The organism is Actinospica sp. (genome assembly GCF_035552695.1).
Taxonomy (GTDB): Bacteria; Actinomycetota; Actinomycetes; order Streptomycetales; family Catenulisporaceae; genus Actinospica.
The window spans coordinates 18,424-29,721 of the sequence record NZ_DASZKT010000018.1 but is presented as its reverse complement, the minus strand read 5'-3'; the positions used below and the strand labels follow the sequence as shown (position 1 = coordinate 29,721).

Below are 11,298 nucleotides of genomic sequence, written 5' to 3'. Positions count from 1 at the left end.
CGGCGGTTGCCGAAGTGGTCGATGTCGTCGACCTCGACGACGATCTCCGGCGCGCCCTCCACGCTCGAGGCCATCTCGACCTCGCCCGCGTGCAGCTTCACCATGTAGCGGATGGTGGCGACGATGTCCTCGACCGTCAGCACGCCGTTGTTGATCGCCCGGCCGGTGCCCAGCTTCTTGTTGATCTTGTACCGGCCGACCTTGGCGAGGTCGTAGCGCTTCGGGTTGAAGTACAGGTTCTCCAGCAGGTTCTGCGCCGCCTCGCGCGTCGGGGGCTCGCCCGGACGCAGCTTGCGGTAGATGTCGAGCAGCGCGTCGTCCTGGGTCGCGGTGTGGTCCTTCTCCAGGGTCAGCCGCATCGACTCGTAGTCCCCGAACTCCTCGAGGATCTTCGCGTCGTCCCAGCCGAGCGCCTTGAGCAGCACGGTGACGTTCTGCTTGCGCTTGCGGTCGATGCGCACGCCCACCAGGTCGCGCTTGTCGATCTCGAGCTCCAGCCAGGCGCCCCGGGACGGGATGACCTTGGTGGTGAAGATGTCCTTGTCGCTGGTCTTGTCGACCGAGCGCTCGAAGTACACGCCCGGGGAGCGGACCAGCTGCGACACCACGACACGCTCGGTGCCGTTGATGATGAAGGTGCCCTTGTTGGTCATGAGCGGGAAGTCGCCCATGAACACGGTCTGGCTCTTGATCTCGCCGGTCTCGTTGTTGGTGAACTCGGCGGTCACGAACAACGGGGCGGCGAAGGTGAAGTCCCGCTCCTTGCACTCGTCGATCGAGTACTTGGCGGGCTCGAAACGGTGGTCGCGGAACGTCAGGGACATCGACCCGGAGAAGTCCTCGATCGGCGAGATCTCCTCGAAGATCTCCTCCAGGCCCGAAGTGGTCGGCACTTCGAGGCCGGCCGCCTGCTGCGCGGAAACGCGGTCCTTCCATGCCTGGTTGCCCACGAGCCAGTCGAAACTCTCCGTCTGCAGGGCCAGGAGGTTCGGGACCTCGAGCGGCTCGCGGATCTTCGCGAAGGAGACTCGGCGGGGGGCGGTGCTGTTGTTAATACCGTTCACGGCGTGCGGGGCGGCGGTGGCCAAGGTGACGGGGTCCTTCCGAGGGCTCGGACTCACTTCGCGCCACCGGTAGAAACGCCTGCTCCGCGACCCGGGGTCCTCGACGCGCCGACACCCGTGGAGGGGGTGATCGGCAGACTCCGGAACGTGCACAGACGGTAGAAGGCAGCGCAAACGAGCAGTGTAGCCGAAAGGCCAACTGCTGTCGAGTCCGACTCGCGGGCTTTGTGAAAGCCCAGCTCAGAGCCGCTCGGCAGGAAGCCGGATCACTCCGCGCGGCGGCCGCCGAAAGGGCGCGCGCCGCGTTCCGAACCGTGTCATGCGTACGCGGCGGCACCGGCTTGCGCTGCCTTGGTGAGGCCGCCGCGTCTCATGCAGACGACCAGAGAATTGCGCGCTCAGGCCGTTTCGTCAAGAGTGACAAGTCCCTTGACCTCGCGACCGGCCTGAATCCGCCATTCCTCCAGCCGTTCGGAAGGAGCCTTACCCTCGGCGGCACAAGATCACTCATGGTGCCCGGCGGATTCCCGGGACCCCCGGGGACCGGCCCCGAATACGCGGGCGGAACCGGTGCGCCTTCGCTCGTTCGGATGACCCTGGCGCCAGGCTTGGAGGGGCGCCGGAGACGCCGGGAAAAAGCCGTGGGCCGTACGAGGTGGCATCCCACCCGTACGGCCCACTGAGTGGTCCGTGTGGCCCAGTGACTGGGCCGTCGGACTACTTGACGGTGACGCCGGCGCCGACGGCCTTGAGGGCCTCCTCGGCCTTGGCCGCGGCCTCCTTGTTGACCTTCTCGAGCAGCGCCTTCGGCGCGCCGTCGACGAGGTCCTTGGCCTCCTTCAGACCCAGCGAGGTCAGCTCGCGCACGACCTTGATGACCTGGATCTTCTTGTCGCCGGCGGACTCGAGGATGACGTCGAACTCGTCCTGCTCCTCGGGGGCCTCGGCGGCGGCGGCCGGGCCGACCGGGCCCGCGACGGCGGCGGCCGGGGCGGCGGCCTTGACGTCGAAGACGTCCTCGAACAGCTTCACGAACTCGGAGAGCTCGATCAGCGTCATCTCCTTGAAGGACTCAAGGAGTTCTTCGTTGCTCAGCTTCGCCATGATGGCTTCCTTTCGGTACTGCACTTATGCGCGCGCGTTGACTGTGAACGGGGGTCGGGCGGCGGTTCACTCGCGTGACGCAACCCAAGGCGGGACTACTCGCCGGCGGCTTCGCCGTTGCTCTGCTCGACCTTGGCGCGCAGGGCGTCCGCGGTGCGGGCGAACTGCATGAGCGGGGCCTGGAACAGCGCGGCGGCGTTGGCCAGGGACGCCTTCATGGCGCCGGCGGCCTTGGCCAGCAGGACCTCGCGGGACTCGAGGTCGGCGAGCTTGGTGACCTCGGCGGCGGACAGCGACTTGCCGTCCATCACGCCGCCCTTGATCACCAGCAGCGGGTTGGCCTTCGCGAAATCACGCAGACCCTTGGCGGCCTCGACCGCGTCGCCCTTGATGAAGGCGATCGCGGACGGCCCGGCCAGCAGGTCGCCCATACCCTCGATGCCGGCCGACTCGGCCGCTCGCTTGGTCAGGGTGTTCTTCACGACGGCGTACTGCGTGTCCGCACCCAGGGCGCGACGCAGCTCCTTGAGCTGCTTCACGGTGAGCCCGCGGTACTCGGTCAGTACGGACGCGTTGGACTCACGGAACTGCGCCGTGATCTCCTCTACGGCGGCCTGACGGTCGGACTTCGCCATGGCCCTCCTTCCGGGACGGTGTGTGAGACCTCTGAGCATCCCGGGAAAACAAGAAAACCCCATGCGCAGGCGCATGAGGTCGTAGTTCCGCTCGGGCGATCGAGCCGGACTTCGTTCACAGCACACCTGCGCGGGCCACCTGTGGACACAGGACCTTCGGTTCACCGTGCTCGCGCACGATGGAACGACCAGCGGTCATCGGAATGGCCCAAGGCTAACCGGTGGCCCGCGCTGAGTGCAAATTCAGTGCCTGTCCCGACTCAATCGGGACAAGCCGCCGCGTGGTTCAGCCCGAGGAGTTCGCCGCGGCGGCCGCGCTGGCGCTCGCCTCGGCCCCGGTGAGCGCCGAGGTCATGTCGTAGACCTGGGAGGCCGGCGGCGCGCCGATCGCGACCGAGGCGCCCCAGTCGGACATGTGCATGTCACCGGTGACCGTGCCCGCGGAGGTCTTGCTCGAGTACTTCATCTCCACCGGCAGGCCGCTGGAGGAGATCCACAGGTCGATCTTCTCCGAGCTGACGCCGCCGGTCTGCATCAGGCTCTTGAGCGTGCTGATCTGACTCGCGCTCAGCTGCCCGGACTTGGCGCTGAGGGTGGCCAGCTCGCCCGGCGTCAGGGTGCCCGAGTAGTGCGTCGTCTGCTGCCCGTCCACGGTCCCGGTGCCGACCTTGGCCACGTCGCCGGAGGCCACCAGCGCCGAGATCTGGGTGGTCGGGTTCTGGTTCTTCGCCGAGTCCACCAGCGAGGAGAGCGAGCCGAGCGAGCCGTTCGCCTGGGTCAGGTCGATCTCCCCCCACTGCTTGCCGCCCATCTCCGAGGACAGCGCCGGGTAGTCCATGTAGATCTTGTCGCCGATCAGGATCTCGCTCAGGCTCTGCCCGTTGACCTGCATGGTCATCGACATCTCGACCTCGGGGCTGTACTGCTCCTGGGCCGTCATCGTCACCGGGTTGGTCACCCCGGGCTCGGTCACCGTGCCGGTGATCTTCACCGTGCCCGCCGAGTTCGCCTTGTTCATCGCGTCGGCCACCAGGGACAGCGCGGCCGAGCCCCCGCCGTTCGTCCCGCCGCCGCCGAGCCCCGTCACTCCCCCGGTGCCGCTGCTCCCCGAACCCGAACAACCCGCCACGGCCAGAACGGCCAGTGAGGCGGCTGCGGCACCGATCCCGAATCGTGCCTTCGTGCCCATCATGTCGAACCCTCCCGTCGCGGCGGCCGGTTGCCGCCGCAGTGTCTGCGTCTCCAAGATTAGCCATACCAGCCGACAAAGCGAACGAGGCGCCCCGCACAGCGGGACGCCTCGTCGAGAACTCGGGCCGGATCAGGCCTCTTCCTCACCCAGCAGGCCGCGGGTGCGGTTCGGGTCCACCGGGACGCCCGGGCCCATCGTGGTGGCGATGGTGATCTTCCGCAGGTACTTGCCCTTGGACGCGGACGGCTTGACCCGGAGCACCTCGTCGAGGGCGGCGGCGTAGTTCTCCACCAGCTGCTCGGCGGTGAACGAGGCCTTGCCGATGACCAGGTGCAGGTTCGAGTGCCGGTCGACCCGGAACTCGATCTTGCCGCCCTTGATGTCGGACACGGCCTTGGCCACGTCCGGGGTGACGGTGCCGGTCTTCGGGTTCGGCATCAGGCCGCGCGGGCCGAGCACGCGGCCGAGGCGGCCGACCTTGCCCATCAGCGCCGGGTCGGCGACCACGGCGTCGAAGTCGAGGAAGCCCTTGGCGACCTCGTCGATCAGCTCGTCACCGCCGACGTGGTCGGCGCCGGCCGCGCGGGCCGCCTCAGCACGCTCACCGGTGGCGAAGACCAGGACCCGGGCGGTCTTACCGGTGCCGTGCGGCAGGATGACGGTCGAGCGGACCATCTGGTCGGCCTTGCGGGGGTCCACCCCGAGCCGGAAGGCGACCTCGACGGTCGAGTCGAACTTGGCCGAGGAGGTCTCCTTGGCCAGGCTCACCGCGTCGAGCGGCGCGTAGAAGGCGTCGCGGTCGATCTTGGCCGCCGCCGCCTGGTAGCTCTTGCTGCGCTTCATGTTCTTACTCCTTAGTGGAGGTCGTGGTGTCATCGGGCCGCGCGAGGCCCTACCACCTTCGGGTTCCGCTGCGAGGGCAGAGCCCTGATCAGTCGGAGATCGTCACACCCATGGACCGGGCGGTGCCGGCGATGATCTTCGCGGCCGCCTCGATGTCGTTGGCGTTCAGGTCCTCCATCTTGACCTGCGCGATCTCGCGGAGCTGGGCCTGCGTGATCGAGCCGACCTTGTCCTTGTGCGGCACGCCGCTGCCCTTCTCAAGACCCGCGGCCTTGAGGATCAGCTTCGGCGCCGGCGGGGTCTTGGTGATGAAGGTGAAGGAGCGGTCCTCGAACACCGAGATCTCGACGGGGATGACCTCGCCGCGGTTCTTCTCGGTGGCCGCGTTGTACTGCTTGCAGAACTCCATGATGTTCACGCCGTGCTGACCCAGCGCGGGGCCGACCGGCGGGGCCGGGTTCGCCATACCGGCCTTGATCTGCAGCTTGATGATCGCTGCGAGCTTCTTCTTGGGAGGCATGCTCCGGGTCCTTAACTCTGGAAAGGTGATTTCCCTGTTGGTGTCCGCCCTGCGCGCACGCCTTCGCCGAGCATGCGCGGGGTCTTAGGACACAAACGCCAAGAGTACCCGAGCCCGTCACCGCACACCAAAACGGGTGCGGCGACGGGCTCGGGCCGGTAGCCGGTGAAGACCTGCTAGTTCTTCTGGATCGGCGCTGCGAGCCTGCGAGCAGCCATGATCACAGCGCTTTTCGCCCTAGCTGGTCCGTCAGTTCTTCTGGATCTGCGAAAAGGACAGCTCCACGGCCGTCTCCCGGCCGAAGATCTCGACGAGGCCCTTGACCTTCTGCGAGTCGGCGTTGATCTCGTTGATCGTCGCCTGCAGCGTGGCGAAGGGGCCGTCGATGATGGTGACGGAGTCGCCCACCTCGAAGTCCAGCACCTTGACCTCGGGGCTCGCCTTGGGCGCGCCGCCCGCGGCCTCCGGCTCCTCCGCGGCGAGGATCTTGACGACCTCGTCGAGGGTGAGCGGGTACGGGTCGTGCGCGTTGCCGACGAAGCCGGTGACGCCAGGGGTGTTGCGCACCACGCCCCACGAGTCGGCGGTCAGGTCCATGCACACCAGCACGTAGCCGGGGAACTTGTTCCGCTTGACCTTCTTGCGCTGGCCGTTCTTGACCTCGACGGCCTCCTCCATGGGCACCTCGACCCGGAAGATCTGCTCCTCCATGTTGAGCGAGGTGATGCGGGTCTCGAGGTTCTGCTTGACCCGGTTCTCGTAGCCCGCGTACGAGTGCACGACGTACCACTCGCCGGGCGAGCGGCGCAGCGCCTCGCGGAAGTCGTCGATGGTGCCCGGCGCCTCGGGCTCGGGCACGTCCACGGCCGCGTCCTGCTCCTGCGGCTCCTCGAGCAGCTCCGAATCCGATTCGTTGATCTCGGACACTACGGCCTCTTCTTCCCTGTGTGGTTCGGTTTCCTGCTGTTAACCAGACTAGCCGGAAACTTCAGGAGGCTTAGCCGAAGACGGCGGAGACCGCGTGCGTGATGCCGTAGTCGAACAGGGCCACGATGCCGATGATGGCCACCACGAAGACGATGACCACGCTGGTGTACGTGAGCAGCTCGCTGCGCGTCGGCCACACGACCTTGCGCAGTTCGGCGATGATCTGGCGGATGAAGAGCGCGGGCGAGGTGCGCTTCTTGCGCGGAGTCTTGGGCGCGGCGCCGCCGGCGGCCTTGTCCCGCTTGGCCCGGCGCTTCGCGGCCTTGCGCTCGGCCCGCGACGGCCTGGCCCCGTCCTCGTCGACGACGGAGTCCTCGAACTCCTCCTCGCCGTCGGAGACGCCGTCCAGTTCCTCGCCGGCGTTGCTGCGCGTCTGGCTCACCTGTCTACCTCACTGCTCGGTTTCGGCACCCGCGATCGATGCGGTGCACCGCACAGCGTACGACGCAAGCCGCGCCAGGGCCACCTTCTCTACCGAAGGGTACCTGGCGCGGCCGTTGCTGTGCGTACTTACTGGTGCAGGGCCCCGGAGTTCACAGTGACTTGAACCCCACTGGGGACCTGCTCAGTGCAGGGCCCCGGAGTTCACAGAGACTTGAACCCCAGTGGGGACCTGCTCAGTGCAGGGCCGGAGGGACTTGAACCCCCAACCCCCGGTTTTGGAGACCGGTGCTCTGCCAATTGAGCTACGACCCTAAGGTGAGATCGCTCTGCACTGGCGAGCATTCTAACGGTTTCCCCGGTCCGGAGTCGAATGGCTTAGGACACGGACGGAATCCGGGCGCGCCGCGGCAGGGCCCAGATGGTGGCCGAGGCGACCAGCAGCACGACGGCTCCGGTGTACACGGCGGGGATCACGCCATTGACGAAATGCTGCTGGGCGCTGAGCGTCGCGGTCGGCCCGTAGCCGCCGCGGGCCGCGAAGATCGCGCCCATCACGGCCACCCCGAGCACCCCGCCGAACTCGCGGATCGCGTTGTTCACCCCGGAGGCCAGGCCCTCCTGGTCGCGGCGCACCGAGCCGAGCACGAGGTTGGCGATGGGGGCGAAGAACAGGCCGTTGCCGATCCCGCCGAGCACCAGGCCGGGGATCACGTCCGAGTAGGGCATGGTCGTGGTGGTCACCGCGGCGATCAGGGCGAGACCGGCCGCCTGGAAGAGCAGTCCGATCCCGACGATGACCCGGCCGCCGATCCGGTCGGACAGCGCCCCGGCGATCGGGGCGGCGACCATCGGAATGGCCGTCCACGGCAGCGCGTGCACCCCGGCGGCCAGCGGGGACATCCCGTAGACGTCCTGGAAGAGCTGGATCAGGAAGAACACCGAGCCGAACATGCCGAAGAACATCAGCATCGAGGCCAGGTTGACCAGCGTGAACTGCCGTCCGCGGAACAGGCCGAGCGGCAGCATCGGCTGCTCGGTGCGCGCCTCCCAGGCCAGGAACCCGGCGAGCAGGAAGGCGCCGAGCACGAAGCCGGCGAGCACCTCGGGCCTGGTCCAGCCGATCTGGCCGCCGCGGATCAGTCCGTAGACGACACCGAACAGGCCCAGGCTGACCAGCACGTTGCCGGGCACGTCCAGCCGCCGGGCCGGGCCGCGCGACTCGCTGAGCCAGAACCGGGACAGCGGCAGCAGCACGATGCCGAGCGGGACGTTGACCCAGAAGATCCACTGCCAGGACGCGGCCTCGGTGATGCCGCCGCCGATCACCGGCCCGAGCGCCACGGCCACTCCGGCCAGCGCGCCCCAGCCGCCGATCGCGAGTCCGCGGCGCTCCGGGCGGACCGCGGCGGACAGCAGGGTCAGCGTGAGCGGCACCATGATCGCGCCGCCGAGCCCCTGCAACGCGCGCGCGGCGATCAGGGTTCCGATATTCGGGGCCAGCGCCGAGCCGACCGAGCCGAGGGTGAACACCGTGAGCCCGATGCCGAACAGCCGCTTGCGGCCGTACCGGTCGCCCAGCGTGGCGCCGGTGAGCAGGAAGACGGCGAAGGTGAGCGTGTACGCGGAGATGGTCCACTGCAGCCCGGAGAGTCCGGCGTGCAGCGCCTTCTGGATCGAGGGCAGCGCCGAGGTGACGACGAGATTGTCGAGCTGCGCCATGAACATCGCCGTGCCCACGATGATGAAGGTGCGGATCGGGTGGCCGATCGTCGCCGGCTCGGCGTCCGCCGTCGCTGTCTCCGCGGCCCGGGACGTCCCCGCGTCCGCGGCCAATGTCGATTCGGTCATCGTGCTCGTCCCCTTAAAAATAGTTATCAGTCACTAACTTCGCAGGTCAAAAAGAAGGACGCCCGACCGTGCGGGCGCCTTCGCGCCGATCCTCGCCCTACTGCCCGTTGGGCAGGTGGAACTTCTCCGGCCACAGGGCCATCAGCACCGGGAGCCACTGCGGGTCGTTGCCGTCCGAACGACCGGCCGCGGCCATGACGTTGCACATCATCCCCTTGGCGAAGAAGAGGGCGATCTCCTCCACCGGCACCTTGGTGACGTCGACGACCATGTTCCAGAGGTTCTGCATGCAGTGCCGCACGGTCCGCTGGATGTCCTCGTCCCAGCACGCCGCGTACTGCTGCATCTGCATCAGCAGCGAGTCCCGGTCGTTCTCCATCCGCTCGACGTACGCCTCACCCATCGCCTCGAGCGCCTCGTGGCCGGTCTTGCCGCCCGCCGAGTCCTGCATCTGCCGCTGCGTGGTCCGCATGTTGCGCTCGCAGGCCGCGATGAACAGGGCCTTCTTCGAGTCGAAGAGCTTGAAGATGTACGGCTGGGCGACCCCGGCCCGCTTGGCGATCTCGGCGGTGGTCGCGCCCTCGAAGCCGTAGCGGGCGAAGACCGGGATCGCCTCGCGGAGCACCAGCTCCCGACGCTCCTCCATCGCCATCCGCGGGCTCATGGCCGCGACTCCTTCCGCTCCCGCCGACCGGTGCCGGTGAAAGCCAAGTTAGTGACTGATAACTACCAAGTCAAGGGCACCGCGAGAACCGGTTCGGGAACCAGCGTCACGCCGAACCGCGCGGCCACCCCGTCGCGCACCTCGGTGGCCAGTTTCAGCAGGTCGCCGGTGGTGGCGCCGCCGCGGTTGGTGAGCGCGAGGGTGTGCTTCGTGGACAGCGTGACCGGGCCGGAGCCGTAGCCCTTGCCGAAGCCCGCGTGCTCGATCAGCCAGGCCGCGGAGATCTTCACCCGGCCGTCCGCCTCCGGGTACGCGGTCGGCCGCGCTTCCAGCCCGGCCGCGGCGCAGCGCCGGTCGAACCCGGCGTGCTGATCCGCCGTCAGAATCGGGTTGGTGAAGAAGGATCCGGCGCTCCACGTGTCGTGGTCGGCCTCGTCCAGCAGCATCCCGCGCCGCCTGCGCTGCGCCAGCACCGCCTCACGCACCCCGGCGAGCGGCGCCTGGCCGCCGATCTCGACACCGAGCGCGTCGGCCACGTCCCGGAACATCACCGGCTTCGACAGGCCGCCGAGGTCCTCCAGTTGGAAGTGCACGGCGGTCACCACGTAGCGCGCGTTGCCCTTGAAGGCGCTGTGCCGGTAGGAGAAGCGGCAGTCGGCGCGGTCGAGCACGGTCATCGTCCCGGTCGCGCGGTCGTAGGCGTCCACCATCACGACGGTCTGGCTCACGTCCTGGCCGTACGCGCCGACGTTCTGGATCGGCGTCGCCCCGGCCAGGCCCGGGATGCCGGACAGGCACTCGATCCCGGCCAGCCCCTCGGCCACCGAGCGCGCCACGACCTCGTCCCAGTCCTCGCCCGCGGCCACCGACAGCAGCCCGTCCCGCGCCGTCACCCCGCGCAGGGCGACCTTGACCACGCTGCCCGGGTAGCCCTCGTCCGCCACCACCAGGTTCGATCCGCCGCCCAGGATCAGCAGCGGCTCGCCGTGGCCCTCGGCGTCCTTGACCGCCGCGATCAGCGTCTGCTCGGAGTCGGCCTCGAAGTAGTGCCCGGCCGGACCGCCGAGCCGCAGCGTGGTCAGTCCGGCGAGCTGCACGCCGTGCCGCCAGCCGCCGCCGCTGCCCTCGCCGGCCGCGGAACCCACGGTGCCGTTCACGGGATCCGCACCACCGCGATGGCCTTGCCGAGCACCTTCTGGCCGGTGCTCACGACGGTGAGGTCCACCTGCACCCGGCCGCCGTCCAGCGCCTTGGTCACCTTGCCGGTCACCTCGACCAGCGCGCCCACGCCGTCGTCCGGCACGACCACCGGCTTGGAGAAGCGCACGAAGTACTCCTCGACCGCGGCCGGGTCGCCGATCCAGTCGGTGAGCACCCGTCCGGCCACCGCCATCGTGTACATGCCGTGCGCGATCACGTCCGGCAGACCCACCCCGACCGCGAAGCGGCCGTTCCAGTGGATGTCGTTGAAGTCCCCGGAGGCCCCGGCGTAGCGCACCAGGTCCTTGCGGGTGATCGGGAAGCTCGCCGCGGGCAGTTCGGTGCCCACCGCGAAGGGCGAGGCCGAGGTCTGAGTCTCCGTCACGACCGGCCCTCGCTCTTCTCGTCGGCGGACTCGGCCCGGGCGACGAGCAGGGCGCGGGCGGTGCTGATCAGCTCGCCCTCCACCGTGCTCATCACGGTCACCAGGGTGATCATGTCGTTGCCCGCGAAGGTCTTGATGGAGTCCACCGTGACCACGGCCTCCACCCGGTCGCCCGGGCGCATCGGCCGCTCGTGGTTGAACCGCTGGTCGCCGTGCACCACCCGGGACCAGTCGAGGCCGAGCGCCGGGTCGTACACCACCTGGTCCGCGGCCGGCATCGAGATCACGATCGGGAAGGTCGGCGGCGCGACGACGTCCGGGTGCCCGAGCGCCTTGGCCGCCTCGGGGTCGCGGTACGCCGGGTTCGGGTCGCCGATCGCCTCCGCGAACTCCCGGATCTTCTCCCGGCCGACCTCGTAGGCGGGAGTCGGCGGATAGGTCCGGCCGACGAAGGACTGGTCCAAGGCCATGG

General features: G+C 68.6%; 11 protein-coding genes, 1 tRNA gene and 2 pseudogenes. All 14 read right to left on the bottom strand.

All coding sequences use genetic code 11. The annotated features are described in order from the left end of the window. Positions 1-1,088: pseudogene (locus tag VG296_RS03250) on the bottom strand (DNA-directed RNA polymerase subunit beta); the annotation flags it as partial. 693 nt (positions 1,089-1,781) lie between these two features. Further along, entirely contained in the window at positions 1,782-2,168 is a 387-nt protein-coding gene (gene rplL / locus VG296_RS03245) for a 50S ribosomal protein L7/L12 (protein ID WP_349259441.1), read from the bottom strand. 95 nt (positions 2,169-2,263) lie between these two features. Next, the gene (rplJ, locus tag VG296_RS03240) at positions 2,264-2,803 is read right to left on the bottom strand and encodes a 50S ribosomal protein L10 (RefSeq protein WP_325562869.1); all 540 of its coding nucleotides are present in this window, start codon (positions 2,801-2,803) and stop codon (positions 2,264-2,266) included. A 286-nt stretch (positions 2,804-3,089) separates the two neighbouring features. Further along, the gene (locus VG296_RS03235) at positions 3,090-3,995 is read right to left on the bottom strand and encodes a hypothetical protein (protein ID WP_325562867.1); all 906 of its coding nucleotides are present in this window, start codon (positions 3,993-3,995) and stop codon (positions 3,090-3,092) included. A 129-nt stretch (positions 3,996-4,124) separates the two neighbouring features. Further along, on the bottom strand, positions 4,125-4,838 hold the full coding sequence (gene rplA / locus VG296_RS03230; protein WP_325562865.1) for a 50S ribosomal protein L1: 714 nt from the start codon (positions 4,836-4,838) through the stop codon (positions 4,125-4,127). Between the two features lie 88 nt (positions 4,839-4,926). Then, a complete protein-coding gene (rplK, locus tag VG296_RS03225; RefSeq protein ID WP_325562863.1) occupies positions 4,927-5,358 on the bottom strand; it encodes a 50S ribosomal protein L11 in 432 nt (143 codons plus the stop codon). Between the two features lie 249 nt (positions 5,359-5,607). Next, positions 5,608-6,312 (bottom strand): annotated as a pseudogene (gene nusG / locus VG296_RS03220) (transcription termination/antitermination protein NusG); the annotation flags it as partial. 43 nt (positions 6,313-6,355) lie between these two features. Next, positions 6,356-6,694: a preprotein translocase subunit SecE gene (secE, locus tag VG296_RS03215; protein WP_414641044.1), complete on the bottom strand. Its 339-nt coding sequence runs from the start codon at positions 6,692-6,694 to the stop codon at positions 6,356-6,358. Between the two features lie 274 nt (positions 6,695-6,968). Beyond that, positions 6,969-7,041: transfer RNA gene (locus VG296_RS03210), tRNA-Trp, on the bottom strand. 63 nt (positions 7,042-7,104) lie between these two features. Then, positions 7,105-8,577: a DHA2 family efflux MFS transporter permease subunit gene (locus VG296_RS03205; RefSeq protein WP_325562858.1), complete on the bottom strand. Its 1,473-nt coding sequence runs from the start codon at positions 8,575-8,577 to the stop codon at positions 7,105-7,107. 97 nt (positions 8,578-8,674) lie between these two features. Then, the gene (locus VG296_RS03200) at positions 8,675-9,241 is read right to left on the bottom strand and encodes a TetR/AcrR family transcriptional regulator (RefSeq protein ID WP_325562856.1); all 567 of its coding nucleotides are present in this window, start codon (positions 9,239-9,241) and stop codon (positions 8,675-8,677) included. A gap of 62 nt (positions 9,242-9,303) precedes the next feature. Continuing rightward, positions 9,304-10,398 carry a UDP-N-acetylmuramate dehydrogenase gene (locus tag VG296_RS03195; protein ID WP_325562854.1) on the bottom strand — a complete coding sequence of 365 codons (1,095 nt, stop codon included), beginning with the start codon at positions 10,396-10,398 and terminating at the stop codon, positions 9,304-9,306. After that, entirely contained in the window at positions 10,395-10,826 is a 432-nt protein-coding gene (locus tag VG296_RS03190) for a MaoC family dehydratase (protein ID WP_349259439.1), read from the bottom strand. The genes VG296_RS03195 and VG296_RS03190 overlap by 4 nt, the downstream gene beginning before the upstream one ends. Continuing rightward, positions 10,823-11,296, bottom strand: a complete 474-nt coding sequence (locus tag VG296_RS03185; RefSeq protein WP_325562852.1) for a MaoC family dehydratase N-terminal domain-containing protein — start codon at positions 11,294-11,296, stop codon at positions 10,823-10,825. The genes VG296_RS03190 and VG296_RS03185 overlap by 4 nt, the downstream gene beginning before the upstream one ends. Between the last annotated feature and the right edge of the window lie 2 nt (positions 11,297-11,298).

Coding starts and splice junctions, on each gene's coding strand:
- rplL (WP_349259441.1), bottom strand. CDS start 2,168: ATGGCGAAGCTGAGCAACGAAGAACTCCTTGAGTCCTTCAAGGAGATG.
- rplJ (WP_325562869.1), bottom strand. CDS start 2,803: ATGGCGAAGTCCGACCGTCAGGCCGCCGTAGAGGAGATCACGGCGCAG.
- VG296_RS03235 (WP_325562867.1), bottom strand. CDS start 3,995: ATGATGGGCACGAAGGCACGATTCGGGATCGGTGCCGCAGCCGCCTCA.
- rplA (WP_325562865.1), bottom strand. CDS start 4,838: ATGAAGCGCAGCAAGAGCTACCAGGCGGCGGCGGCCAAGATCGACCGC.
- rplK (WP_325562863.1), bottom strand. CDS start 5,358: ATGCCTCCCAAGAAGAAGCTCGCAGCGATCATCAAGCTGCAGATCAAG.
- VG296_RS03205 (WP_325562858.1), bottom strand. CDS start 8,577: ATGACCGAATCGACATTGGCCGCGGACGCGGGGACGTCCCGGGCCGCG.
- VG296_RS03200 (WP_325562856.1), bottom strand. CDS start 9,241: ATGAGCCCGCGGATGGCGATGGAGGAGCGTCGGGAGCTGGTGCTCCGC.
- VG296_RS03185 (WP_325562852.1), bottom strand. CDS start 11,296: ATGGCCTTGGACCAGTCCTTCGTCGGCCGGACCTATCCGCCGACTCCC.